This is a genomic window from Candidatus Sulfotelmatobacter sp., from assembly GCA_035498555.1.
In the GTDB taxonomy this organism is placed as follows: domain Bacteria; phylum Eisenbacteria; class RBG-16-71-46; order RBG-16-71-46; family RBG-16-71-46; genus DATKAB01.
Genome location: DATKAB010000018.1, coordinates 1 through 26,178, shown reverse-complemented (window position 1 = coordinate 26,178; position 26,178 = coordinate 1). Strand labels below are relative to the sequence as shown.

Annotated in this window: 17 protein-coding genes; 9 read left to right on the top strand and 8 right to left on the bottom strand. The window is 67.8% G+C overall.

Going from position 1 to position 26,178, the window contains the following annotated elements:
- Positions 1–259 precede the first annotated feature (259 nt).
- From clpB to VMJ70_01905, 6 genes are all read right to left on the bottom strand, one after another.
- Positions 260–2,863, bottom strand: coding sequence for an ATP-dependent chaperone ClpB (gene clpB, locus VMJ70_01930; protein ID HTO89867.1), 2,604 nt, complete (start codon positions 2,861–2,863; stop codon positions 260–262).
- A 188-nt stretch (positions 2,864–3,051) separates the two neighbouring features.
- A complete protein-coding gene (locus tag VMJ70_01925) occupies positions 3,052–4,788 on the bottom strand; it encodes a hypothetical protein (protein HTO89866.1) in 1,737 nt (578 codons plus the stop codon).
- Positions 4,789–4,812: 24 nt separating this feature from the next.
- Positions 4,813–5,421 (bottom strand): sulfite oxidase-like oxidoreductase, encoded by a 609-nt coding sequence (locus tag VMJ70_01920; GenBank protein ID HTO89865.1) that lies wholly within the window; start codon positions 5,419–5,421, stop codon positions 4,813–4,815.
- A gap of 167 nt (positions 5,422–5,588) precedes the next feature.
- Positions 5,589–7,814, bottom strand: coding sequence for a TonB-dependent receptor (locus VMJ70_01915; protein ID HTO89864.1), 2,226 nt, complete (start codon positions 7,812–7,814; stop codon positions 5,589–5,591).
- 140 nt (positions 7,815–7,954) lie between these two features.
- Positions 7,955–8,608: a response regulator transcription factor gene (locus VMJ70_01910; GenBank protein HTO89863.1), complete on the bottom strand. Its 654-nt coding sequence runs from the start codon at positions 8,606–8,608 to the stop codon at positions 7,955–7,957.
- Positions 8,605–9,852, bottom strand: coding sequence for a sensor histidine kinase (locus VMJ70_01905; GenBank protein HTO89862.1), 1,248 nt, complete (start codon positions 9,850–9,852; stop codon positions 8,605–8,607). Before VMJ70_01905 ends, VMJ70_01910 begins: the two co-directional genes overlap by 4 nt.
- An 87-nt stretch (positions 9,853–9,939) precedes the next feature.
- On the opposite strand from VMJ70_01905, the gene VMJ70_01900 reads away from it, so the two are divergent.
- From VMJ70_01900 to VMJ70_01865, 8 genes are all read left to right on the top strand, one after another.
- Positions 9,940–10,359 (top strand): hypothetical protein, encoded by a 420-nt coding sequence (locus VMJ70_01900; protein HTO89861.1) that lies wholly within the window; start codon positions 9,940–9,942, stop codon positions 10,357–10,359.
- Between the two features lie 6 nt (positions 10,360–10,365).
- Complete coding sequence (locus VMJ70_01895) at positions 10,366–10,836, top strand: hypothetical protein (GenBank protein HTO89860.1); 471 nt, start codon at positions 10,366–10,368, stop codon at positions 10,834–10,836.
- 76 nt (positions 10,837–10,912) lie between these two features.
- Positions 10,913–11,545, top strand: a complete 633-nt coding sequence (locus VMJ70_01890; protein HTO89859.1) for a peptidoglycan-binding domain-containing protein — start codon at positions 10,913–10,915, stop codon at positions 11,543–11,545.
- Positions 11,538–14,792, top strand: a complete 3,255-nt coding sequence (locus VMJ70_01885; protein ID HTO89858.1) for a hypothetical protein — start codon at positions 11,538–11,540, stop codon at positions 14,790–14,792. Before VMJ70_01890 ends, VMJ70_01885 begins: the two co-directional genes overlap by 8 nt.
- The gene (locus VMJ70_01880) at positions 14,776–16,137 is read left to right on the top strand and encodes a hypothetical protein (GenBank protein HTO89857.1); all 1,362 of its coding nucleotides are present in this window, start codon (positions 14,776–14,778) and stop codon (positions 16,135–16,137) included. Before VMJ70_01885 ends, VMJ70_01880 begins: the two co-directional genes overlap by 17 nt.
- Positions 16,138–16,186: 49 nt before the next feature.
- Entirely contained in the window at positions 16,187–17,167 is a 981-nt protein-coding gene (locus tag VMJ70_01875; protein HTO89856.1) for a hypothetical protein, read from the top strand.
- A gap of 85 nt (positions 17,168–17,252) precedes the next feature.
- Entirely contained in the window at positions 17,253–17,945 is a 693-nt protein-coding gene (locus tag VMJ70_01870) for a hypothetical protein (GenBank protein ID HTO89855.1), read from the top strand.
- A complete protein-coding gene (locus VMJ70_01865; protein ID HTO89854.1) occupies positions 17,942–20,761 on the top strand; it encodes a peptidoglycan-binding domain-containing protein in 2,820 nt (939 codons plus the stop codon). Before VMJ70_01870 ends, VMJ70_01865 begins: the two co-directional genes overlap by 4 nt.
- Before the next feature lie 40 nt (positions 20,762–20,801).
- Here VMJ70_01865 and VMJ70_01860 read toward each other — a convergent pair whose 3' ends face one another.
- A complete protein-coding gene (locus tag VMJ70_01860; protein ID HTO89853.1) occupies positions 20,802–22,835 on the bottom strand; it encodes a S9 family peptidase in 2,034 nt (677 codons plus the stop codon).
- 227 nt (positions 22,836–23,062) lie between these two features.
- A complete protein-coding gene (locus VMJ70_01855; GenBank protein HTO89852.1) occupies positions 23,063–23,614 on the bottom strand; it encodes a hypothetical protein in 552 nt (183 codons plus the stop codon).
- Between the two features lie 322 nt (positions 23,615–23,936).
- Between VMJ70_01855 and aceE the strand changes: the two genes are divergently transcribed.
- The coding region (gene aceE, locus VMJ70_01850; protein ID HTO89851.1) for a pyruvate dehydrogenase (acetyl-transferring), homodimeric type at positions 23,937–26,178 on the top strand (2,242 nt) is incomplete at its 3' end.

Here is a 26,178-nt window from a genome sequence, read left to right as displayed (position 1 = left end):
CTCCGATCGGGTCCGGATGTCCGTAGCAGGATGCGGGAGACCTGCGAAACAGCACGTTCCGTGCCCTGGCCCGCATGTGACCCCCGCGGCGGATCAGCGGACGGGCCAAGCGCTTGGGACTCATGGGAGGCGCCTGAACTCGAAGGTCGGAGTCGAATTCGCCCGTGCGAACGGGCAGGTTGCAAGGTCTACAAGCTACTGGAGGGGGAGGCACCGCCTCAAGCCGAAATCGGGGTGGGACAGCCGCTTTGCGACAATTTCACCCCACCGCCGCCGGCTCGCGCTTCGCGGCCCGGAACCGGTACTCGCCCCTGGCGTAGTCCACTTCGATCTCCTGTCCCGGCTTGAACTCGCCCTGGAGCAGCTTCATGGCGAGCGGATTCTGGATGCGGCGCTGCAGCGTTCGCTTGAGCGGACGCGCGCCGAAGCTGGGGTCGTAGCCCTCCTCGGCGAGCGCATCGCGCGCCGCGTCGCTGAGATGGAGCGAGAGCTGGCGCTCCGCCAGCATCTTCCTCAGGCTTTCGGCGCTGAGGTCGACGATGTGACGCAGATCGTCGCGGCTCAGCGAGTGGAAGATCACGATCTCGTCGATGCGGTTGAGAAGCTCGGGACGAAAGTGCTCGCGCACCGCCTGCTCGACCCGGCGCTCCATCTCTTCGCGCTGGTCTTCGCCGAGCTCGAGGATCCACTGCGAGCCGAGATTCGAGGTCATCACGATCAACGTGTTCTTGAAATCCACGGTCCGGCCCTGGCCGTCGGTGAGGCGGCCATCGTCGAGTAACTGGAGCAGCACGTTCAAGACCTCGGGGTGCGCCTTCTCGATCTCGTCGAGGAGGATGACCGCGTAGGGCCGCCGGCGCACCGCTTCGGTGAGCGCCCCACCTTCCTCGTAGCCCACGTACCCGGGCGGGGCGCCGATCAGGCGCGCGACGGTGTGCTTCTCCTGATACTCGGACATGTCCACGCGCACCATGGCGCGCTCGTCATCGAACAGGAACTCGGCGAGGGCGCGGGCCAGCTCGGTCTTGCCGACGCCGGTGGGTCCCAAGAAGAGGAATGATCCGATCGGACGGCGTGGGTCGTGCAGCCCGGCGCGGGCGCGGCGCACCGCCTCGGACACCAGGCGCACCGCCTCGTCCTGCCCCACCACCCGCTGGTGCAATCGGTCCTCCATCCTCACCAGCTTTTCGACGTCGCCCTCCATCAGCTTGGTGACCGGAATCCCGGTCCACTTGGCGACGACCTCGGCGATGTCTTCCTCGTCCACCTCTTCCTTCAGCATGCGGCGCTCGAGCTGGACCTTGGCCAGCCGCGCGTTCTCCTGCTCGAGCGCGCGCTCGAGCTGCAGCAGCTCGCCGTAGCGGATGCGGCTCACCGCCGCCAGGTCGCCGAGCCGTTCGGCCTTCGCCTCGTCGGTCTTCAGACGCTCGCGGTCGGCCTTCAGGTCGCGGATCTTCTGCACCGATTCCTTCTCGCGCTTCCAGTGGGCTTCGAGCTTCGCGGCCTCGGCGCGCAGCCGTTCACGTTCGGCGTCGAGCTTCTTCAGCCGGTCGCGACTCGCGGCGTCGGTCTCCTTCTCGAGGCCGATGCGCTCGATCTCGAGCTGCCGCACGCGCCGCGTCAGCTCGTCGAGCTCGACCGGCATCGAGTCGATCTCCATGCGCAGGCGCGAGGCGGCTTCGTCCACCAGGTCGATGGCTTTGTCGGGGAGCTTGCGGTCCGGGATGTAGCGGCTCGACAGCATGGCCGCGGCCACCAGCGCCGAGTCCTTGATGCGGATGCCGTGGTGGACCTCGTAGCGCTCCTTCAGGCCGCGCAGGATCGCGATCGTGTCCTCGACCGAAGGCTCGCCCACGAACACCGGCTGGAAGCGCCGCTCGAGCGCCGCGTCCTTCTCGATGTGCTTGCGGTACTCGTCGAGCGTGGTGGCGCCCACGCAGTGCAGCTCGCCCCGGGCGAGGGCCGGTTTCAGCAGATTGGAAGCATCCATCGCGCCCTCGGCGCCGCCCGCGCCCACCAGCGTGTGCAACTCGTCGATGAACAGGATCACGCGCGCCTCGGACGACGTCACCTCTTTCAGCACCGCCTTGAGCCGGTCCTCGAACTCGCCGCGGAACTTGCTGCCCGCGATCAGGCTGCCGAGATCGAGCGCGATCAGGCGCTTGTCGCGCAGGCTTTCGGGAACGTCGCCCGACACGATGCGCTGCGCCAGACCTTCGACGATGGCGGTCTTGCCGACACCGGGATCGCCGATCAGCACCGGATTGTTCTTGGTGCGGCGGGCCAGCACCTGCACCACGCGACGAATCTCGTCGTCGCGCCCGATCACCGGGTCGAGCTTGCCCTGCCGGGCGGCCGCGGTGAGATCGCGCCCGTACTTCGAGAGCGCCTGGTACTTGTCCTCGGCGTTGGGATCGGTGACGCGCTGGCCACCCCGCACCGTGACCAGCGCCTTGCGGATCGCCTCGTCGGTGACGCCGCGCCGGGCGAGCAGCCGCGAGACCTCGCCGCTCTCGGGATCGGCCAGCGAAAGCAGCAGATGCTCGACGCTGACGAACTCGTCTTTCAGGCTCTGGGCGATGGTCTCGGAACGATCGAGCGACGCGACCAGCGCGGGATTCGCGTGAAGGGTGCCGCCCTGGACGCGAGGCAGCGATTCGAGGGCGCGATTCACGTCGGCGGCCAGGGCCTCGCGCGGAGCGCCCAATTTCTCGAGTACCGCCGCGATCGGGCTCTCGGCGTCGGCGAGCAACGACGCCAGCAGATGCTCGTTGAGCAGCTCGGGATGGCCGCCGCTGCGGGCCAGCCGCTGGGCCTGCTCGAGCGCCTCCTGCGACTTGACGGTGAAACGATCGAGATTCATCGAGTTCGGCTCCCTGGGACGCGCCTACGCTAGCACACGTCGCAAAGCCGAAGGCCGTGCGGCGGAGATTGTGGACGGGGGTTCCGAGGCGGCCAAGTCGTTGAAATTGGGCCCCGGGGCTGTCCGAAATGGCTCCGAACCATGGGCATCAACAATCTTCGCCGCACAACCAAGGCCGAACCGCCGCGCTACGCCGCCTTCTCGAAGAACGGAAGCAGCAGCGGCAGCACGCGTCGCGCGAGCGGCGGGAATTCCATGAGGAAGTGGACGGCTTCGCGCAGCGCCTCCCACGAGAGCTGGCCGGACTCGATGCGGCGCGCGAGATCCACCAGCGCGGCCCGGGCCCACGCCCGATTCCCTTCGGGAATGCCGAGCGTGTTCACGTCGGAGGCGAGCGCCAGCAGGGCCGCGGCCGCGGGACTCTGGGCCTGGAGCGCCTGGAGCGCGGGCGCCGGCTGCTCGCGCTTGGCCGGGCGCGGCTTCGACGACAGCACCGGCGAATTGAGCACGAACTCGGCGGTGACGGCGGAGGTGTCCTCGCGGGCGCCTTCCTCCTCCTCCCCCTCCCGCGCCTCGAGACCGGTGGGGTCCTCCTCGAGCTCGAGGTCCGATTCGAGCAGCTCGGGCGAGGCGGCCTCCTCGTCGAGCGCACCGCTCTCGACTTCGGAAATCGCCTCGACATCATCCGCTTCGATCAACCCGCGCGGAGTCTCTTCGATGATGTGCGGTTCGACCGGACCCCGCTCGCCTGCCGGATCGGGCTGGCGCGCGAGCGTGGGCCGCCGCGGCGGCGGCTCCTCGCGGTCGAGGACGTGCGGTTCGAAGTCCTCGGGCGAGAGGCGATCGCTCTCATCGGCCGGCTCTTCGGGCACCATGAACTCGGGCAGCGTGAGCCGGCCGGATTCCTGGCCCCCGCGCCGCGATCCACGCCCCGGGGGTTTGGATGGACGTGCCGGCGGCTGCGGCTTTGGCGATTCGGCGGCCGGAGCCGGTGGAGCCGCTTCGTCGTCGGACTCCGCACGCGATTCGAGCTCGCCAAAGCCCAGCATGTCCTTCAGTCGCTGCTTGTGCCCGTTCTTCTTCCCGCCGCGACCGGGTTTACCCGTCTTGGCCGGCGGCTCCGCCGGCGGAGGCGGCTCCACGGGCCTCAGAATGTTCTCGAGCGGATTCGTCTTCGCCGACTCTCGCTCCCCCCCTGATTTCTTGCTCGCGCCGGTCCCCCTTACGCTGATGCGGGGCGGACCACTCGCGTGGCGTGCGCCCGTGCTGCGCGTCGGCACCGGCGGAATCGCGACTTCGGACACCGGGAGCGTCTTCGCCTCGGAAGCCTTTTCGTCGGCGCGAGCGGGCGGGGGCGTTCCCGCCTCGGGTTCCGTCGGCCCGGGCCGAACGTGGGTGGCGCCCGGAGTCCGTGGCCCGCGACGCGCCGGCACCGGCGGCGGGCCGACCGAGCGTGCCGGGCGCTGAGGCTCCGGCTCGGGCTCCGTTTCCGCTTCGGCCTCGGGCTCGGCCTCCGCTTCGACGCTCTCCTCCTCCGCGCCGGGGAGCTCGAGGAGCGGGAAGTCCTCCTCGCTGCCGTCGGGCGTGGTGTCCTCCTCGATCATCGCCGCCGGCGCGGCCGCGATGCCGTCTTCGTCCACCGACTTGAGCAACGCCTGCAGGAAGTCGAGCGCTTCGGCGCAGCCGCGCTCGTAGAACTCGCGCCCGGTCTTCAGGTCATGCTTGGAGGACGGCGGGCTGAACGGGATGCGGCGGAAGCGTTCCGAGCGCACGGTGTCTTCCGGCCAGATGCGCTGGATGAAGGTCAGGGTGTTCTGGCGCCACTGCTTGAACTGCGGATCGCGGGTGGAGGCGTTGCGCAGTGCGCCGAGCTGCTCGATCTGCTGATTCAGCCAGTCCTGCGCGTTCTTCGCGAGGTCGCTCATGCCTTCCCCCCGCCGGCGCGCGCGTCACCAGTCCGAGAAGCGCTCCTCTCGCCAGGGATCGGCCTCGTTGTGATAGCCGTTCCGCTCCCAGAAACCGGGCTGATCCTGCTCGACGATCTCCAGGCCGCGAATCCACTTGGCGCTCTTCCAGAAGTAACGCCGGGGCACGACCAGGCGCAGAGGCCAGCCATGGTCGGGAGCGAGCGGCTCTCCATCGTGCCGGTCGGCGAGCAGAACGTCATCGTGCAGGAGCTCCGATAGCGGCAGGTTGGCGGTGAATCCGTGCTCGGCGTGCGCGATCGCGAACTTGGCTTCCTTGCGCGCGCCGGCGCGGTCGAGCACTTCCCTCACCGCGACGCCTTCCCACAAGTTGTCGTAGCGACTCCACCGCGTCACGCAATGGATGTCGCTCTTCACCTGGACTCGAGGCAACGCCTGGAATTCCTGCCAGGTCCATCGCTGAGGCCTCTCCACCATCCCGAAAACCCGGAAGTCCCATTTCTCCAGGTCCACCCGCGGCACCGAGCCGTAGTGCAATACCGGCCACTTCTCGGTCAGGATCTGACCGGGAGGCAACCGGGGCTCCTGCTGCGGGCTGGTCTTGGTATCGGCGGAGGCGGGCTTGGAGTTCATGGGTTGTGCGGCGAAGAATGTTGATTCTCGGGTCCCGTCGGCTAAGTCATTGAAATGCCGTGGCCATGGTAGGGCAAAAGGGCCGATTTGGCAGCCGCCAACAATCTTCGCCGCACAACCTCAGGGCCAGGGCCGCGCCACGGACGTGACGCGGCCCCGCAGTGGTCCTAGAAGCTGGTCGAAAGGCTACCCACCAGCGAGATCCCCGGCTCCTCGAGCGACGCCAACGGCAGGGTGTAGGCACGGTTGGTGAAATTCCGGACCCCGACCTGCAGCGTCTGTCCGCTGGCGAGACGGACGCCGCTCATCACGTCGCCGACGATCCACTCCTTGCGGAATGCAAAGAACTGGGAGAGGTCGGCGCGATTGGTGCGCCATGAGAAGCGCGTGCCCGGCTCCACCCACCAGCGGCCGCTTGAGCTGGTCCAGCGCAGCGTGGCGTTGCCCTTCATGGGCGGCACACCGGGCAACGGCGCCTGGTCCTGACTCACGCCGTAGAGCGCCTGAATCGCCTCGCGACTGGTGATGTCGCCGATCGCGCCGTCCACCATCGCGTGCGCGCGCCACTGCTTCGCGAACATCCACTCGGCCTCGGCCTCACCGCCCCAAATACGCGCGGTGGTGATGTTCACGTACTGGTAGGTGGCGGGAGCACCCGGGAACACGGGGCCCGCGAGCTGCACGGCATCGATCAAGTCGTTGTACGTCGAGTAGAAGAGATTGCCGGCGAGCGCGAGATTCTTGGGCGCCCAGCGAACACCGAAATCAGTGGAGACGCTCTTCTCGGGCTTCAAGTCCGGATTGCCCTTGACGATGCCCACCGAAGCAGGGCCGCTGAAGAACAGGTCCTGGGCGTTGGGCTGCCGATAGCCGTTGGCGAGGTTGGCGCTCACGTGCAGGTCGGGCCGCGGCGAGAACACCAGGCCCGCGGAGCCGGCCAGCGCGTCGTTGTTCACGGTCTTCGATTCGAAGCCGAACTCGGGCTGGCTCTCGGTCACGTCATGGTAGTGCGTATAGCGCCCGCCGTAGCTCAGCGTCCACTCGGGACGCAGATAGGCTTCGCCCTGAGCGAACACGCCCAGATTGTCGAAATTGCCCTTGGGCAGCGAGCTGGACTGGGCCGCGGTCTCCCCCGGTGGATACGGCGCACCGGTCGGATCGTTGTCCACGGTGCGATCCACGTTGTCGCCGCCGGTGACATCGCGGGCCGCGTCGAGGCCGAACGTCAGCGAATAGCGGTCGAACTTCCGCGAGCTGGCCTGCGCGCGGAGTCCATAGGTGTCGAGCTTGAGATTGCGGTCGGTCTGGTCCACGAAGGTGCCGGGAGGTCCGGGGCCAAGGAACGAATTGTCGAACGACATCGTCGAATAGAAATTGCGGCGCTCGTTCTGCCAGTAGAGCTTGGCGCTCGAGCTGGCGAACCACGACGACGGAGCGTGCGCGTGCTCGGCCTTCACCTCGACCGAATTGCGGTCGTAGTAGGGGAAGTTGAAACTCTGCGAGAATCCGGGCACCGAGAGGTCGAGCCCCGGCAGCCCGATGTCCTTGCCGCGGTAGAGCTGCCAGCCGGCGGTGAGCGCGGTCTGCTGCGAGAGCGGATAGCGCAGGTTGGCGATGGCGTTGTAAGCCTTGAAACTCGAGTTCTCGACCTTGCCGTTGTCGGGGGTCTGGAAATCCTCGGCCTTGCGCGCGCCGGTGGAGATGAACGCGGTGAGCTTGCCGATCTGAGGCATCAACTGCAGATCGCCGTTCACCTGGCGATCGCCGGTGCTGCCACCGAGCGTGGCGCCACCGTGAAGCTCGTTGCCCGCCTGAGCCATCGGCGCCGGACGCGTGATGATGTTGATCACGCCGCCGAGCGCGTCCGAGCCGTACGACACCGACGACGGCCCGCGCACCACCTCGATGCGGTCGATCTGCGTCGGATCCACCAGCGACGGATGCGGGCCGTTGCCGCGCGCGCTGTTGATCGGGTTGCCGTCCATCAACACCAGCACGCGCTGGCCGCCGAGCCCGCGCAGCACCGGGCGCTGCTCCCACGGGCTGTCCTTGCCGTTGTCGGTGCCGGGCAGCGCGTAGAGCACGTCCCCGGGGACGCTCGGCATCGCCTCATTCAGTTCCTTGCGCGAGACGAACGACAACGCCTGCGGCGAATCGAAGTACGCCCGCGGGTAGCGTGAGCTGGTGACCTGGACTTCGTCGAGGAACATCACCGGCTTGCTGGTGTCGGCGAGCGCGGATTTCGTGGCGGGCGCCGCTTTCGTGCCATCCCTGGGCGGCTTCGAATCGGCGGCCTGCGCCCGCGGCGTCGAGAGCAGCAGCGCCGCGAGCAGCAGTGAACCGCAGGTCATGTCCCGGCTGAGCCGGGCGGCTTGATTTCTTCCCAGAGCCATTGAGGCCGTCCTCCTGAATTGGGGCGCGCGAACGCACGGGATGTGATCGCGCATCGGGCGACGTACTCCTACGTTTCGCAGTATCGCCACTCGAGAACGGTTTCGGTATTGGGAAGAATTCGGAGCCGGGCTCCGTAGAACTACGGAGGACCGACCAGCCCCGCGCGGATGGCGATTCGCACGAGCTGCGCCACCGAACGCGCGCCGAGCTTGCGCATCAGGTTCGCGCGGTGCGTTTCGACGGTGCGGGCGCTGATCTCGAAGCGCGCCGCGGTCTCCTTGGTGGAGAGCCCCTCCGCTACGCATTTCAGCACCTCGCGCTCGCGCTCGGTGAGCTCGGCGAGCGGACTCGCGCTCCCGCCGCCGCGCACCAGCTCGCTCAGCTCACGCTGTACTTCGGGCGAGTGGTAGGCCCGGCCGGCGCGCACCGCCTCGACCGCCGCGACCAGATCCTGGACTGCGGAGTCCTTGAGGAGGTAGCCGTCGGCGCCTTCACGCACCGCGCGCGCCACGTACTCCGGGTCGGCGTGCATGCTGAGCACCAGGATGCGCACCTTGGGCGCGACACCGCGCGCGCGACGCAGCACCTCGAAGCCATCGAGCCCGGGCATGGTGAGATCGAGGATCAGCACGTCCACCGGGCGGTCGCCCAGCGCCGCGAGCGCGGCGGCGCCATCGGACACCTCGCCGACCACGCGGAAACCGGGGTGCGCTTCGAGGATGCGCCGCACGCCGGCGCGCACCAGCGTGTGGTCGTCGGCGAGCAACAGCCGCGTCTCCGAGCTCGCGTTCACGCCGCCGCCCCGAGCGGAATCACCGCCTCGAGTCGCAACCCCGCGCCCGGCGCGCGTTCGAGCGTGAGGGTCCCTCCCAGCGCCGTCACCCGCTCGCGCATGCCGAGCAGGCCGAGGTGGGGCGTGATCTCGCCGGCCGGCCCCGCGCCGTCGTCCTCGACGCGCAGCCGCACGCAGCGCGGCTCGAGGCCGAGCCGAACGCTCACGCGCCGCGCGCCGGCATGGCGCGCCACGTTGGTGAGCGCCTCCTGCACCACCCGGTAGATCGCGACCTGCGCCTCGGCGGGCAGCGCCGGAACGGTCTCGGGCGATTCGAGTGTCGCTTCGACCCGGGCGCGCTTCGAAAAATCGTCGGTGAGCGCGCGCAGGGCGGGCAGCAGTCCGAGGTCGTCGAGCACGGTGGGTCTCAGCAGATTGCTGAGGTTGCGCACCTGGCTCAGCGCGTGACCCACCAGGTCGCTGGCCTCGCGGCGCCCCTCGAGATCCAGCTCGATCTTGACGGCGGTGAGGATCTGGCCGGCCTCGTCGTGCAGCTCGCGTGCGATCCGGCGCCGCTCGTCCTCCTGGCTGGTGAGCAGCAGGTGCGTGAGCTGCTCGAGCTGCCCGGTGCGCGCTTCCAGCGCTCGGCGGCCCTCGCTCAGCACCAGGAACAGCGTGCCGAGCCCGACCATGGCGATGAACAGCACGTCGATGAAGACGCCGAACAGCACGCCGCTGCCGAGCGGGCGAAGCAGCGGATAGTCGAGGCGGTGGAGTCCCCAGAGCGTGAACGTCACCGCCAGCAACAGCGCGCCGCCCGAGCGGCTCTGGCGCTGGTGACGCCAGAACACCCAGCCGGTCCAGAGCGTCACCGCCGCGAGCATCACCACCGAGGTCGAGCCCGCCACCGCCATGCTGCGAATGCCGAACACCGCCACCGCGGCCCACGCGATCGAGAGCGCGCCCAGCCAGGCGTAGTTCCACCGCCAGCGAAGCCCGCGCGAGAACTGGAGCGCCGCCAGCAGCAGCAGCCACGAGCTCATCCAGGTCGCGGCCTCGTGAGCGAACAGCCACACTTCCGCGCGCGTCGCGATGTAGATGGCGATGAACGCCAGTCGCAGGGCATAGACCGCCCACGCCAGCGACCAGCTGGCGAAGAACGGGCGATGCTGCCTCACCCACAGGCCGCAGAACACCAGCGCCTGGAGCAGGGTGAAACCGGCCTGGAAGACCAGCGCGTAGAGTTCGACGGTCTGTCGATCCACGCCGTCAATCTACCCCAGCACGGGGCCGGCCGCGGGTGGACAGCCGCGGCGGGCTGCCGCTAGCTTGGCCGCTCCGAGGAGGATTCGATGCGCGCCCCGCCCTTCAGTCTGTTTTCCGCGATCAGCGAGCTGGTCGTCACCGCCGCCGTGCTGGTGGTGGTGGGAAGGAACTGGAATCGCAAGACCTTCCCGCTCGGGCTGTTCCTGACCGTGGCGCTGTTCGAGGCGCTGGTCAACGTGATGTACATGGCCAATCGCACCGCGCACGCCGCCAGCGGCGCCGAGGCGCTCGCCCCCGGCATGCGCCTGGCGTTTGCGCTGCACGGCATGCTGTCGCTCGGCGCCTATCTGTGGTTCGTGGTGCTGGGCGTGATCGCCTGGGTGAATCAGCAGGCCGGCCGCTTCTGGTTTCGCGAGCATCGCGCGCACACCCTCGCATTCCTGATCGTGTGGTCGATCAGCGTGATCTCGGGCGAGACGATCTTCGTTCTGCGCTATCTCGTCTGACCGGCCGTGCCGATCGCGACCGCCCGCCTCGCCCGCCTGCGCGCACCGCTGCTGCTGAGCCTCACCGCACTGCTCGCGCTCGAATCGGCCGGCGGACTGGTGCTGCTGTTCGTCCGCGTGGCGTTCGGCGCCATGCCCGGGGTGACGATCCACGTCGTTGGTGGACTCGCGCTCACGATCGTCTACACGATCTACCAGTGGACCCACTGGCATCGCGTGGCGCCGTGGCGCTCGCGCCCCGACTATGTGCTCGGACTGATCGCGGCGCTGTCGATGGCGGCGGTCAATCTCACCGGGCTCGCGCTGGCGTGGTTCTGGTGGCGCGCGCAACCACGGGCCACGCCGGCGAGCTACCCGACCGCGCTGTCCGCGGTCCACACCCTGGCCACCATGCTGGTGCTGACGTTCGCCGGCGGGCATCTCGCCGCGGTGCTGGTGCGTGATCGGGGCGTCGCGCGGGGGCTCGAGCGGCCGTAGACCGGGCCCGGGGTCCGCGTTAGACTCCGAGCGCCGTTCCCACCCTCGACGACGACCGTCCCTCGAAAGGTCTGCCGTGAAGACCCACACCGTTCAGGCCGGCGAATGCATCCTCAGCATCGCCACCGCCAACGGTCACTTCTGGGAGACGGTGTGGAACCATCCGGGGAACGCGAAGCTCAAGGCGCTCCGCGAGGATCCCTTCCAACTGGTCGAAGGCGACAAGGTCGTGGTGCCGGATATCCAGGAACGCTCGCTGCGCGGCGCGACCGGCAACCGGCACGTCATCCGGATCAAGGGCATTCCGGCTCACATTCAGGTGCAAGTGTTCACGTCGGGCACCGAGCCGTTCGGCGACGCTCCATTCACGGTGGATGCCGGCGGCAAGCAGGTGAAGGGCACCACCACGCCCGACGGCATCGTGAGCGCGTTCGTGCCCGCCGACGCCAAGGAGGCGAAGCTCCAGGTGGGTGAGGGAGACGACCGGGTCGAGGTCACGATCGCGATCGGCTACCTCGATCCGTCGACCGAGCGCACCGGCGTCCAGTCTCGACTCGCCAACCTCGGCTACTACAGTGGCGAACTCGACGGGAAAGACAGCGAGGCGCTGACCGAAGCCCTTCGCTCCTTCCAGGCCGCGAGCGGCATCGATCCGACCGGCAAGGCCGACCCGGCGACCGTAGCCGCTCTGGACATGCAGCATGGGTGACGAAGGCGGCGTCGCCACCAAGCGACCGAAGGTCGCGATCCGCCGGCGGCCAGCCGGCCACAACGCGAAGCCCGAACCGATCAAGCCGAAGATCCCGAAGGCATACTTTCGCCTCTGTTTCCTTGATCCCGATCAGAAGGAGCGCGATTTCCCGAAGGGCCTGAAGGTGCGCGGCACGCTCTCGGGGGCCAAGGATTCGAAGAAAGTGAAGCCGAAACGCGTCGACGCCACGATCGGCGACGGTGGACGCGTCACGCTCTCGATCGATCTCAAGAAGGCGGAGTCCCTGGCCCTCGAGATCGTGAGCGACACGCCCGTCTATCTGGTGGTCGAGCCGGCCGGCGCGGCTCTCGCGCCCACCGAAGTGGTCGCGGCGAAGAACCTGGCGGGGACGCTCAAGACCACGAAGCGGCTCTTCCGGCTGCCCGAGGGGCTGACCCTCGACCGCGCGACCTGGAAGCTCGATCCCGAAGACAAGGCGTTCTGGGACACGAATCAGGAAACCGTCCCCGTCACCGATCCGGACAAGCTCGGCGACGAGAAGACGCCGCGCAAGCTGGTGCTCCAGCCGGTGTGGCAATTCGTACGACTCACTTATTACGATCGCTTCCTGAAGGGCGACGAGCAGGTGAGCACGCCGCCTCTGCTGATCGAAGGCCATCGCCGGCTCTCCGACGCCGATAAGACGCCGTTCACGGAGGCGCGCTGGAACGTCGGCGCCGACGACTTGAAGGCGGTGCAGTGCGTCCCGTGGATCCTGACCATGGTCGGGGACCGCCGGTTCAAGGTGCCCGACAAGAACTGCCTGCTCCAGGTGAAGACCGTCGAGCCCAACACTTTCATCGAAACGGCGAAGGACAAGAAGCGCGCGCTGACGCTGCTCGACAAGCAGCCGGCCATCCGGCGCACCGCGAACGCCGATCGCCTGCGCTTCTACGACCTGCCGCACCTGTGGCGCAGCAACGGCTGGTTCGTTCGCGAGAAGCCGAAGGGCGATTCGCCCGGGAAGCTCTGGGAGGATCTGGGGGACGGCAAGTTCACCGGAGCGCTCGACAAGCCGCTGATCTTCTCGTTCGACGATCTGGTGCTGACGGACGACAAGCTCAAACCGATCGCGATCGTCAACGCCTCTCCGGAAGACGCCGCGAACCCGAACGACCGGATCGCGATCTTCAAGCACACGTTCGCGAAGGGCACCGACCTCAGCACCGCCGGGCTTTACCGGCGCGGCATCGCGAATCCCGACGAAGACGGCAACTTCCCCTACTTCAGCGAACCGCCCGCGACCTACGTTCCGGGCGCCCGGGTCTGCGAGTACCCGGACTGGACCCGGCTGGTACTCGCGAAGGGCCGCGTGTTCGATGTCTTCGACCAGCGCACGCCCGCCAACGCGGACAACCCGCTGGTCGGCGCGCGCGCCGCGGTGTGCTGGGTCGACGCCACCGGCGCGCTCGCCGGGGTCGATACCTGGCAGTTCATCGCCGGATCCGCCACCAAGGATGCGGTGACGACGCCGGCACCCGGCCATATCTTTCATCCCAGCGCGCCGACCGCGACCCAGTGGGATTTCTTCGCGATTCAGCCCTGCTATCAGCAGCAGTACGTCGAAAGAGTCGCGGCGCTCGACGCCGGCGCGTACGATTTCACGGCGAGCTGGAGTCCGCCCGCGGGCGCACGCGTTCAAACTGGAGGCATCGGTCGCTTCGACATGGTCGCGCTGCGGTGCTGCGACGCCGAGGGCGAGAAGGAGAAGGCGATCTGCCTTCAGTACTTCCGCTTTCATTTCAATTTCGCCGGCGTCAGCCGTCCCTCGGCGATGGCCGGCGACCCGGCCAAGGAAAAGGCCTACATCAAGGCCGCGATCTGCAACATTCCGAAGCGCTGGAACGGACCGGACGGCGCGCAGAATTCCGGGCCCGCGGTGATCGTGAGGAAGACTCCGGCTGACAAGTTCGAAATGATGGTGCGGTGGGTGGCGCAGAGTCTTCCCGAGCCGCAGAGCCACTTCCGGATCGACGCCGTCGACAACAACGGCCGATCGTTCATGGCGAGCAGCGGGCTGGGCGAGCTGCGCGAGTCGGCCCACACGATCGAGCCCCGCCGAGGCGGCGCAGGCGCGCTGGTCGCCGCGCACGAGGCCGGCCACGGATTCAGCCTGCCCGACGAATACTCCGAGAAATCCACGCTCTGCTCCTACTACGAGCGTCCGATCCGCAACAACAGCTGCCTGACGGACTTCTTCGATCGTGACGCCGAGAGCATCATGATGTCCAACCGAACTGTGCGGGCGCGACACTTCTGGCACGTCGCCGAGTGGACGCGCCAACTCTACGGCGGCGACTACAAGGTCGTGCACGGAGCCTACGAATACGAGGTGCCCCCGCACCCCAGCAATACCAAGGACACCAAGACTCCGACGCGCACCTTCACCTACTGGCCGATGAAGGCGAAAATCGGCACCCACACTGGAGGCGGCAAGTACGAGGTGTACTTCTACGCACTCGGCAAGGACGCGTTCAGCCAGAGTGTGATCGGCCCCGCCGACGGCCTGGTCGTCTCGCAGATCAAGATGCGCCTGTCCGTTCCACCCGATCCCGACTGGCCCATGACCGCCGCCGATCCGCCGGCCGGCAAGGAAGGCACGATGGGTCTGGTTCGAGACGTGCTCTCGAAGCTCGAAAACCAGGTGAACGCCCTGCTCAACGGAAAGTTCGTGGCGAAGGGCAAGGTTGGAGCGCTCGAGTTCGAAAAGTGTCCGCTGATCTTCGTCCCGCGCTACATCGTCGACACGGTGACTCTCGAAGCCTCCAGTGCGGACTACCTGAAGGACCAGCTCCCGAGCGGGAGCGCGCAGACCGTCGCGGCCTACGCGACGGCGGTGGCGGCCCTGGTCGCGAAGCACGACGTGCACCTCTGGGTCGAGGTGATCTCGCCGCCCCCTCCGCCTCCACCGCTCCCGCCCCCTCCGGCGCCCGCTCCACGCGCGCCGGCGCCGGCACGCGGCGCGGCGCCGCTGCCGCCCCCTCCTCCACCGCTGCCCCCGCCACCGCCACCGCCGGCGGTCGTCTCGGCATGGGATGGGGCGGGCAAGACTCATCTCAAGCTCAGGCTCGACGAGCTGGCGAAGTTCTCGAACTTCTTCACCGAGTTTCTGGGATTCTTTTCGGTGGCGCCGGACGCGTCACCCAACAAGGCTGATGCGAAACGGGTCGCGAGCAAAGTGCTGACCGATGCCGATATCCTGTGACCCTCGCGCCCGGGCCCTCGCCACGATCCTGCTGCTGGCGGCGCCGAGCGCGAGCTGCAAGGCCACGACTGGAGAACACGTGATGACCACGCCGAATCCCGATAGCCGCTCGGCCCCGGCGTACGAACTGAGCTTCGCGCCGACCGCGATCCACGACGCCGGCGCGCCCGCCGACTCGGCGCCCGCCGCGCCCAATCCGGAACGCGACGCGTGGATCGGGCCGTTCGGCGGCGAGCGCCGCAACGGCCGCCAATCGATCGCGCTCACTCCCGGGCACTGGAAGATCGTCGGGGCCTCGGATTTCACTCCGGATCTCTACCCGACCGAGATCGCAACGGCCGGCGACCGCGTGCTGCTGAACGGCGCCTCGCTCTGGCAGTTGTTCGACACGGCGGGCCACTCGATCGCGCGCGGCGTGATCGGGCGCGGCGGCGCCACGATGGATGCCGGCCGGCGCTGTTTCGTCGCCGCCGACCCGACCGGGCCGATCAAGGTCTGGAATCTCGGCGATGGCGCGTTCCGCTACGCCATCGAGCCCTACTTCGGCGCGGATTTCGAGCGCGCGCACGTCGCCCGCCACGGCGACTCGCTCACCATCGCCAGCATCGAGCGGGTGACCGACCCGCACAGCAGCCGGATCCCCAAGACCACGGCACTCGAAGTGCAGCGCATCGGCGAGTCGCCGGCGGTGACCTCGATCGGACTCCTCGAGCGGACCGACCGGATCGCGAAGCTCATGCTCTCGAGCGCCGAGGTCGCGATCGCGGGAAGCAGCGAGGGGCTGGTGGTGGCGAGCCACGACACAATCTATTTCGCTGGCCCCGATCTGCGCATTCACTCCGCGCTGCGGGGCGAATTCGAATCCCTGGCGTTGAGTCTCGATGAGCGGGACGTCGTCTATCTCATCGGGCGCCAGAGCGCCCGCGCGTTCCTCTGGCGACTCGAGCGCGATGGACGGCGCCTCTACGACTGCGAGCTGCCCGGACTTTCCGCGACCGACGTGACGCCGCCCGCCGTGGGCCTCGACCATCGGGCCTGGGTGCGTGACGGCGCTCGACTCACGGTGGTGTCGCCGACCGGTCGCGTGCTGGCGACGACCACGCTGTCCAACCCGATCGCCGGACTCACGCTCACGCCCGACGGCTGGGCGCTCGTCACGCAGGGGGCTTCGATCCTGGCAATGCGTCCGGCCGACAGGCCGGGGAGCACGGCGGCATTCGATTCCCACCTGCTCTTCACTTGTCCCGACGGCGCGCTGACCACTCCGGCGCTCTTGCTCGCCGATGGTCGGATGGTGGTCGGCTCATCGAAGAAGCTCTACCAGCTCGAGGCGTCACTCCAGTGAGATCCTCGCACCTTCCGATCGCCGTCTCGAAACCGCCGAGGACTGCGCCTTGCTTCTGACCTCCCACAAGCCCTGGTCGCTCGTGCTGTGGAAGGACGTGAAACCGGGCGCCCGCCGCGTGCCTCCGGCAATCGCGACCGCCTGGATCGACGCCTGGATCCTGGATCCGCACCGACGCTCCGAGCTGTTCCGGATCTGGGAAGGCCTCACCGGGAATCGCCAGCACGCGCGCGGCGGCATGGCGCCCGTGGATTTGCAACGCACGCTCGGGCCCAGACTGCGGCGCGCGGTCGAGTCGGGCGAGCTGGTGATGATCACCGAGGAGGGCGGCGAAGGGTGGCGGGGCGCCGTGGCCGCCCAGCGGGCCAGCGAGGCGGCCGCGCCACCTCCCGCCGAGTCGCCGCGTCCGACCAAGACCTGGATCGAGTTCCTGGTCGAGGACATGGCCGGGCAACCGATCGCGGGGCGCAAGTACCGCGCGACGCTCACCGACGGCACGAAGAAGACCGGCCAGACCGACTCGAACGGCCTGGTGCGCTTCGACGAGCTCGATCCCGGACTCTGCGAGTTCGTGCTCGAGGGACTCGACGGGAATGCGTGGGAAGAAGTGGACGGCGCGGCGGGAACCGACTGGATCGAGTTCCTGGTCACCGACGGTGAGGGTCGGCCACTCGGTGACATCCGCTATGAAGCACGCCTGACCAACGGGACGCTGCAGACCGGCCGGACGACGAAGAGCGGGCTGGTGCGTTTCGAGGGGCTTCCGGGAGGCGAATGCCAGTTCCGGCTTCCCGACTACGACGCCGAAGAAACGCTGGACGCAGGCGAGGCCTCGGACTGGACGGAGCTGCTGCTGATCGGGGGTGAAGGCCAGCCCGTGGCCGGCGTGGCGTACGAGGCCACGCTCGCCGACGGCTCGAGCCGCTCCGGCAAGACCGGCGATGACGGCCTGGCGCGGCTCACGGGACTCAAGAGCGGCAAGCTCGAGGTCCGCTTCCCGGAGGTCGACGCGGAGCCCGAAGGCGAATGAAGCGCGTGGACGACAGCGGGCCCCGGGCGTACGTTTCGCGGTCCGGCCGGACGATGGCGAGGAGCGAGAGCGGCGGAGAGGCGGAATGAGCGAGTCACCCGGAAACGTGGGGAACGACGCGGGAACAGCCGACGCGAAGCCCCGGACGTTCATGGTGTGGACGGGCAAGCGGCACGTTTTCCGGGTTCGCGCCGCCGAAGCCTACTGGCTCGCGGCCCAGGTGAAGCTGATCGGAGACGACCCGGCGGTGAACCACGCGGTGCGAATCGTCGACCCCGATACCGGAAAGGTGGTGCTCGACGACCTGACCACCGACGACGAGGGTGTGGTGCGCGCCGAGGTGCCGGAGAACAAGGAATACCACATCGAGCTGGTCGAGCCCGACACGCCGATGGAGTTCCCGGACGCGGACTACGGGATGGGCGACTCGCACGCCTTCCTGCGCTGTCGCTTCGTCGACGAGGCGGGCAACCCGATCGCGAACCAGCAGGTCGAAGCCAAGTTCGGCGACGATGACATTCCATTCGTGACCGACGCCGACGGACAGATCGAGGCGGTGGCGCATCTCGGCGCGTACGAGCTGGTGATCGGGGATCAGACCTTCTACGCGCATTCCGTTCCGGCCGAGGACGCCGACCGGGACGAGGCGGTGCACGTGTTCGTGGTGCGCGCCGAGGAGTCGGAGCCGGACTCGGCGGGAGATGCCGAAGAGGCCGACGCGCCCGAACCCCTGCCGAAGTATCCGACCAGCGAAGAGGGAGAGGAAGAGATCGCATGACCAAGCCCAGGCACCTCTCGATCTTTCCCGATCCCCCGCTGCCGTGGACGAAGACCGACATCCCGCCCGGCAAGGACGGTGTCCCCGGTGGAATCCAGAAGATCTACCGGATCTGGGAGGACCTGCGCGCCCGCAACGGCGACGGCTACGTCCCGAGCGCGAACGGAGGCGGCATTCTCGCGAACGTCATCGATCACGGCGGGCTCGCGGTCAACCAGGGCACCACGTGCTCGCCGTTCACCGCCACGGTCATCGCCCTCGCGTTCGACCCCGAGTACCCTCGCCAGGACATGCCGGTCAAAGGCGGCGACCCGTACGTGCCGATGTTCAACAACGGCAAGGACAAGCTGCCGTTCCACGATTTCTACCAGCAGCACAACGGCGACAATCAGCCGATCGAATCGATCGTAAAATACATGCTGGGCGTGGAGAAGGATCCCACCGAGATGCGTCGCGGCGACCTTCTGGGAGTCGACTGGCTCGACGTGAACAAATCCGGCCACGCCATCTTCTGCTGGGACGTTCATCTCGACGCCAACGGGAAGGTCGACGCGTTCCAGTACCTCGGCGCGAACTCGGTTCCCTGGTGGGCCGGGGTGACGATCGGCCACTGCGCCTACAAGCCGTGGATCAAGGGCAATCCCAAGATGGATCGCAAGGCCGGTGATCCCGGAATCGAGAACGCGCGCGCCCCGGACCCGGTCTTCAAGGACGAGCCCCTGGTGGTGCAGCGTGGACAGTGGCTGGTGCTTCCGGGGGTGAAAGAGGGCTCGATCGACCCCAAGACCTTTCTGGTCGAGCCGGACAAGGGCAAGATCGCCTATCCAAAGGACGGAACCTTCACGGTCCGAAAGGTGAGAGTCGGCCGGCTCAACTACACCGATCCGGTCCCCGAGCCCTATTGCATGAAGAAAGGCGGCGCGGCGGCGATGGCCGCTCCGGTCGCCGCCCACGCGCCGGCCCGGCCGGTCGTGATCGCCGGCGCCGACCTCAAGAAGAATCCGGAGAAGCCGAAGGCGGCGCCCGCGCAACCCGCAAAGCAGAACCCCGACACGCCGGCGGCCTGGCAGCTGATCGTCGAGTCTGCGCTGCAAACATTCTTCCGGACTGAGTGGATCAAGTCCGACCCCGGCGACCCGGACATGATCAACGATCCGAAATCGAAGGCGGCGATCAAGGAGTATCAGACGCTGCTCAAGCTGAAGGTCGACGGAATCGTCGGGAAGCAGACGCTGGGATCGGTGCTGAAGCAGCTGCCCTACTGCGTGACCCAGTTGAGCGCGCAGCTCATGCTCGCCGATCTCTATCGCGGGAAGAAGATCTCCACCGACCCAGGACCCGCGAACGGTGTCCATCACGCCCAGACACGGAGCGCGGTCGAGGAGTTCCAGAAGGCCAATGGCCTGCCCGTGACCGGCGTGCCCGACGCGGACACCTACGAGAAGCTGAAGGCGGTGCGCGACGGCCACGCGGCGACCTCGGAAAAGCCCGGGCTCGCCCCGGAGATGAAGCATCTCTACTGGTTCGGCAACAGCGTGGCCCCGGGGGGCACCGCGGTGCTGTGCCTGCACAGCGAGGATCTGCAGATCGGCCAGGAATGTCCGATCGTCTTGAAGGACGACGCGAGCGGGAAGCAGGTCACGAGCACGGCGAAGTTCAACGTCAACGCCAAGAAGATCGAAGTGCCGGTGCCGATCCCGGCTGACTTCGGCGCCGGCGCGTCGGTGCGCGCCACCGTCACCGCCGCGATCGGCGACGGCGGCACGCTCGAGACCACGACCAAGGCGCCGCTCCAAGTCCAGAAGCCGTCGACCGCGCCGGTGCTCGAGCGCGCGGACTGGCGACCCTACGTCGGCAAGGATTCGCTGCCCGACGAAATCGTCGAGATCGTCAAGCGCAATCGGGCCAAGTACCCGACCAAGACCCTCCCGCCGGCGCAAGGCGGTCCGAACAACTCCTACGAAGGTCCCGACAAGTACGACTACAAGCCGCCCGCCTCACACCAGAAGTGGGCGACGGCGTATTTCCAGAAGAAACAGTCCGATGTGACCGGACACGAGAAGTCGGGGCTGACCGCGTACCTCAACATGCTGGTCCACGAAGGCTACCCGGCCAGCCTGCAGACCTACGACGGGCTGATCGTCACCTGGGGGGTCGGGCTCGGCGGCACCGGCAACGGTGTCCACACGTTCGAGAATCTGAACAAGGATCCGGCCATGAAGCAGCGGCTGGACGACATCGGAATCAATTTCTTCGACGTCGACTACCACGTGGTGGACGTCGCGAAGAAGAAGGTCGTGACCAGCAGCGTGGGGAAGAGCAAGGGCGAAGATTGGCGCCACATCGTGCCGCTGAAGTCGTGCCGCGAGCAACCCGATCTACTCTGCGCTCTCATCGGCATCTCCGAGGATCCGGCGACGCGTGAGGCAGTGGCGGAAGCGATGTATACCGTCTACAAGACCTCGACCGCATTATGGCCGAACCAGGACAAGGTGTTCACCGAAGCGCTGTACTTCATGGTGACTCACTTGCGCGCGTGGGTGCCCGCAGCGGGCAACCCGATCGACGTCGGCAAGATCTTCGCGACCTACGCCAGCGGGACCCCGTCGGTCGAGACCGACAAGAAGATCGCGCAACCGATCCTCCGCCAGTTCATCCGCGGGCTGAAGAAGATCTATCTCGACACCCGCAAGCAACCCGGAAACTGGCAGGAGATGCGCGGTCGCGCGAAGTCGCACGTCTGGCGCGACCTGCGCAAGGAAGGCAAGAAGGAAGGCTTCGACCCCGGCGACTTCGAGTACGAAGAAGGCTACTGACGCCGAGGACGCCGCCTCGCCGCGAGATGGACTCCGGGCGCTACGGCACCCACCGCTTCAGCCAGCTCATGAACTCGCCGTACCAGAAGATCGAGTTGCGCGCCTTCAGCACCCAGTGGTTCTCGTCGGGGAAATAGACCAGGCGCGCCGGGACCCCTTTGGCCTTGAGGATCCCGTAGCACTCGAGCGCGTGCCCGACCGGCACGCGATAGTCGCGCTCGCCGTGGATCACCAGCATCGGCGTCTTGAAGCCAGCGGCGTTGCGCGCCGGGTTCCAGCGGTCGATCCGATCGAGTCCGTCCCACGCCTCGCCACCCATGGATCGCGCGCGACCCTGGGTCACGTCGCTGCCGTACTGCTGAATCAGATCGAACACGCCGGCGTGATTGATGATGCACTTGAAGCGATCGGTCTGCGCCTCGATCCACGACGCCATGTAGCCGCCGTACGAGCCCCCGGCCATCGCCATGCGCGACTCGTCCACCAGGCCGGCGGCGACCAGCGCGTCAACCGCCGCCATCGTGTCCTTGAGCGGCCGATCGCCCCACGAGCCCTGGATGCGCTGCGCGAAATCCTGCCCCCACGAGGTCGAGCCCTGGAAGTTGATGAGCGCCGTGATGTAGCCGCTGGCCGAGAACACCTGTGAATTCCAGCGCCACAGGAAGGTGTCGCCGCTGATGGCGTGCGGGCCGCCGTGGACCTGCATCAGCAGCGGATACTTCCTGCCGGCCTGGTAGTCGGGCGGGAACACCACGAACATCTGTACGATCTCACCGTAGGCGCCTTCGAGCGTCATCTCGCGCACCTCGCCGGTGGCGAAGCGCGAGGTCACGGCCTCGGTGAACTGCGTGAGCCGCTGGAGCCTCGATCCGTCGAGCGAGGCGGAGTGGACCTCGGGAGGCTCCGACAGCGTCTGGCGCGTGAAGAACACGCGCTCCCTGGTCGTGCGCACCCCGCCGATCGTGCCGTCCCACACCAGGCGCTTGGGCGTTCCCTCGCCGCGCAACGCGAACAGCGCGGTGCGGGCGTTGTCTTCGGTCTCGAAGAACAGCGTGCCGTCGGGCGCGAACCGCCAGTGGGTCGGCGAGAGCTTCCAGTCCGGCGCGATCTCGCGATGCGTGCCCGATCCGCGATCGAATTCCATCACGCGCACCCGGTCGGCGTAGAAGAGCGGATCGTGCTGCATGCCGTAGACGATGGCGCGGCCGTCGGGTCGATAGCGCGGCTCGAGATCGCCGGCGGGATGGTCGGGCGTGAGGCAGGTCATCGCGCCGCCCTGGACCGGCACCGTCCAGATCGCCGAGCGCAGAAAGCCGGTCTTCTCCTCGACGCGAATGCCGGCGAACGCGATCTCGCGTCCATCGGGCGAGACGTCGTACTGGCCCGACGGTTCCATGAAGTCGAACCACAGCGTCGAGTCCGGCGTGAGGTCGCGGGTCTCGCCGCTCTCGACGTCGACCACGAACAGGTGCGGCACCTCGCCGGTGGTGAGCCAGCGGTCCCAGTAGCGATAGACGCGGTCTTCGGTGACGTGCGCCTTGACCGGGTCCTTCTCGCGGCGCTCGAGCTCGCTCGCCGTCTTTTCGACCGTCAGGTGGCCCTTGAGCAGTGCGCCCGCTACCACCACGCGCTTGCCGTCCGGGAGCCAGGTGGGATCGAACGCGCCGAGCGGCAGCCGGGTCACCTGCCGCGGCTCGCCGCCGTCGAGCGGCATCACGAACAACTGAGGCTTTCCGGCGCCGGCCTCCGACTTCGCGTCCTTGGCCGCTGAAGCGCCCTTGCGGATGAAGGCGAGCCGCTTGCCGTCGGGCGAGAACGCGGGCTCGCTGCTCGACATGTCGGCGCCGGTGAAAGCGACCGGCTCGCCACCCATCGCCGGCAGGATCCAGAGGCGCGAGCGGCCCTCGTTCTTCTCCAGGTCGTAGGTGGTGACCGCGACCGCCAGGCGCGAGCCGTCGGGCGAGGGAATCGGAGCGCCGACGCGCGGAATCGCCCACAGGTCTTCGGCGGTCATGGGCCGCGGACCCTTGCGTGCGGCGTGGAGCACGGTCTCGGGCGTCGTCATCACGGACATGGCGGGTCTCCGGGGGTGGGAGGTCGAGCGCGCGCGAACGGAGCGAAGGCGGAGAGTGTAGCGGGGGCGGGCGAGGCCGGCCAACCACGGAAAACGCCGGGGCGCGGATCCTCCGGGTGCGTGCTCACCCGTTCTCACCGCGCCCCTGTGCCGAACCAGGCAGCCAGCACCCGGTCGACGAAGAGCCGGAGGAGCCAGGAAATCGGGTTTCCTGGCTCCTCCCACCATCAAATCGTCTGCTTCGGCGCCCTCATCCGTTCGAGCAGCTCGCGCTGCTCCTGAATCTGCTGCTGAATCCGCTGCCGAAGCTGCTCGCGATCGATCACGCGCTGAGCCGACCGCGCTTCGATCCGCGCCCGCACCGCCTCCATGCGCGCCTGGATCTCGAACTGACGCTGCTGCGCTCTCAGCTCGCAGTGCATCTGCCGAACCTGCTGTTGGGCCTCACGGATCGCCGCTTCGGTCGTGCGATCGCAGCAGACGAAGTTCATGTCGAAGCCCGGCTTCGGCTCGAGCGCCAGCGCCGCGTCGGCCAGCGCGTCGGGCGCGCCCCGCAGCCCGACCACGCGCAGATTGTCGGCGATGCGCAACGCGCCCCCGACCGCCTGATGCAACAGGGCGCGTCCGACAATGCGCGAAGCGACTTCGACCGCGTGGGCCTCGGGGCTGGCCAGGAACTCTCTTGCCGCGCCCACTCCCACACTCAGCGCCACTCCATCGAAGGCCAGCACCGACGCGCCGATCAGGGCGATCCCGGTCCACTTGCCGAATTTGTTCATGGGAGTCTCCTCGGCGGTGCGCCCCGTGGGGCATCGGTGTTGGCTTTCGAACGCTGGGTTGGACGGGTGACCGGTCCAAAAGGTTGCATGGGCCCCAAGCCGATTCGTCAGGGATCGCCCCGCCGGCGCGACTGCCCGACCAGCGCCGTGCACGAGGCGACCAACGCCGGCCCGGCGGCGGCTGGGGCGGGCGCGATCGCCGGCCGCGTCGCCGAATCGGTCGCGCCCCCACGCTGGAACTGTCGCGTTGCCCGAATCCGGCGCCAACCGATTTGCGCTATTCTGTGGGCTCGAGCCCCAACGGAAAGGACCTTCGCGAGCCATGAGCACGGAAATCCGGGCCGACCGGCCCTCGGGTCGCAGCGAGAACCACGAGCCGTTCCACCTCAGTTTGCTCGAGGGCTTCAAGCGCCAACTCCCCGACGCCGACCCGACCGAGACCGCCGAATGGATGGCGGCACTCGACGACATCGTGCGCAACGCGGGCCACGAGCGCGCCGACTGGCTGCTGCGCCGGCTGCTGAAGCGCGCGCGCCAGTTGAAGATCGGTCTGCCCGGTCTGGTGCAGACGCGCTACATCAACACCATCTCGCCCGAGCAGGAGCCGAGCTTCCCCGGCGACGAAGAGATGGAGCTCAGGATCCGGCGCATCATCCGCTGGAACGCGGCGCTGATGGTGATCCGCGCCAACAATCGCTTCAACGGCCTGGGCGGCCACCTCTCGACTTACGCCTCGGCGGCCAGCCTCTACGAGGTCGGCTTCAATCACTTCTTCCGCGGCAAGGACGAATCGCCCGGCGATCAGATCTTCTTCCAGGGCCACGCCGCCCCGGGCATCTACTCGCGCGCGTTCCTCGAGGGCCGCATCAGCGAATCGCAGCTCGACCACTTCCGGCGCGAGATCGTGCGCGGAGCGGGGCTTTCGTCGTACCCGCATCCTCGGCTGATGCCCGACTTCTGGGAGTTCCCCACGGTGTCGATGGGCCTCGGCCCCATCAACGCCATCTACATGGCGCGCTTCAATCGCTACCTGCAGGCGCGCGGCATCGCCGACACCTCGCAGCAGCGGGTGTGGGCGTTCCTCGGCGACGGCGAGATGGACGAGCCCGAAGCGGTGGGCGCGCTGACGCTGGCGGCGCGGGAAGGCCTCGACAACCTGACCTTCGTCATCAACTGCAACCTGCAGCGCCTCGACGGCCCGGTGCGCGGCAACGGCAAGATCATCCAGGAGCTGGAGGCGATCTTCACCGGCGCCGGCTGGGACGTGTTCAAGGTGATCTGGGCGCGCGAGTGGGATGAGCTGCTGGCGCGCGACTACGAAGGCGCGCTGGTCGAGATCATGAACGAGACCGTCGACGGCGAGTGGCAGCGCTACTCGATCGAGAGCGGCGCCTACATTCGCGAGAAGTTCTTCGGCAAGGATCCGCGCACCCTGAAGATGGTCGAGGGCATGACCGACGATCAGATCAAGGCGCTGCGCCGCGGCGGCCACGACTACCGCAAGGTGTACGCGGCCTACGCGGCGGCAACCTCGGTGAAGGGGCGCCCGAGCGTGGTGCTGGCGAAGACCGTCAAGGGCTGGACGCTGGGCGGCGGCGCCGAAGCGCGCAACATGACGCACCAGAAGAAGAAGCTCGACCTCGAGGAGCTGAAGAAGTTCCGCGACCGGCTCGAGCTTCCGATCACCGACAAGACGCTGGCCGACGCGCCCTACTTCCATCCCGGCGCCGGGAGCCCCGAGGTGAAGTACATGCTCGAGCGGCGGAAAGCGCTCGGCGGCTGCGTGCCCAAGCGCATCGTGCGCGCGAAACCCATGCCCGTGCCGGCTGCCAAATCCTTCACCGAGTTCGAGACCGGCACCGGCGAGAATCAGATGGTCTCGACCACCATGGCTTTCGCGAAGCTGTTGCGAAATCTGCTTCGCGACAAGGACTACGGCAGGCGCGTGGTGCCGATCATTCCCGACGAGGCGCGCACCTTCGGCATGGAGGTGCTGTTCCGCGAAGTCGGCATCTACCAGCCGTTCGGCCAGAAGTACGACCCGGTCGATTCGAAGCTGGTGCTCTCGTACACCGAGAAGAAGGACGGCCAGGTTCTGGAGGAAGGCATCACCGAGGCCGGCTCGACTGCCAGCTTCACGGCCGCCGGCACCAGCTACGCGGTGCACGGCGAGCCGATGATTCCGTTCTACATCTTCTACTCCATGTTCGGCTTCCAGCGCACCGGCGATCTGCTGTGGGCGTTCGGCGACGCGCGCGGCCGCGGCTTCATGCTCGGCGCCACCGCCGGGCGCACCACGTTGAACGGCGAGGGGCTCCAGCACGAGGACGGCCACAGCCAGCTGCTGGCAGCGGCGCTGCCCAACGTGAAGGCCTACGACCCGGCGTTTGCCTACGAAGTCGCGGCGATCGTGCGCGAAGGAATGCGGCGCATGTACATCGAGGGCGAGGACATTTTCTACTACCTCACGCTCTACAATCAGGACTACTCGATGCCGCCCAAGCCCGCAGGCGTGGACGACGGGATCTTGAAGGGCCTCTACCCCTACCGCGCGGCGGTGACCG

What these genes read in the sequence shown, in the direction of transcription:
- VMJ70_01870 (HTO89855.1), top strand. Translation starts at nt 17,253, where the DNA reads ATGAGCGAGTCACCCGGAAACGTGGGGAACGACGCGGGAACAGCCGAC.
- VMJ70_01925 (HTO89866.1), bottom strand. Translation starts at nt 4,788, where the DNA reads ATGAGCGACCTCGCGAAGAACGCGCAGGACTGGCTGAATCAGCAGATC.
- VMJ70_01885 (HTO89858.1), top strand. Translation starts at nt 11,538, where the DNA reads ATGGGTGACGAAGGCGGCGTCGCCACCAAGCGACCGAAGGTCGCGATC.
- VMJ70_01865 (HTO89854.1), top strand. Translation starts at nt 17,942, where the DNA reads ATGACCAAGCCCAGGCACCTCTCGATCTTTCCCGATCCCCCGCTGCCG.
- VMJ70_01915 (HTO89864.1), bottom strand. Translation starts at nt 7,814, where the DNA reads ATGGCTCTGGGAAGAAATCAAGCCGCCCGGCTCAGCCGGGACATGACC.
- VMJ70_01860 (HTO89853.1), bottom strand. Translation starts at nt 22,835, where the DNA reads ATGTCCGTGATGACGACGCCCGAGACCGTGCTCCACGCCGCACGCAAG.
- VMJ70_01900 (HTO89861.1), top strand. Translation starts at nt 9,940, where the DNA reads ATGCGCGCCCCGCCCTTCAGTCTGTTTTCCGCGATCAGCGAGCTGGTC.
- VMJ70_01880 (HTO89857.1), top strand. Translation starts at nt 14,776, where the DNA reads ATGCCGATATCCTGTGACCCTCGCGCCCGGGCCCTCGCCACGATCCTG.
- VMJ70_01855 (HTO89852.1), bottom strand. Translation starts at nt 23,614, where the DNA reads ATGAACAAATTCGGCAAGTGGACCGGGATCGCCCTGATCGGCGCGTCG.
- VMJ70_01920 (HTO89865.1), bottom strand. Translation starts at nt 5,421, where the DNA reads ATGAACTCCAAGCCCGCCTCCGCCGATACCAAGACCAGCCCGCAGCAG.
- clpB (HTO89867.1), bottom strand. Translation starts at nt 2,863, where the DNA reads ATGAATCTCGATCGTTTCACCGTCAAGTCGCAGGAGGCGCTCGAGCAG.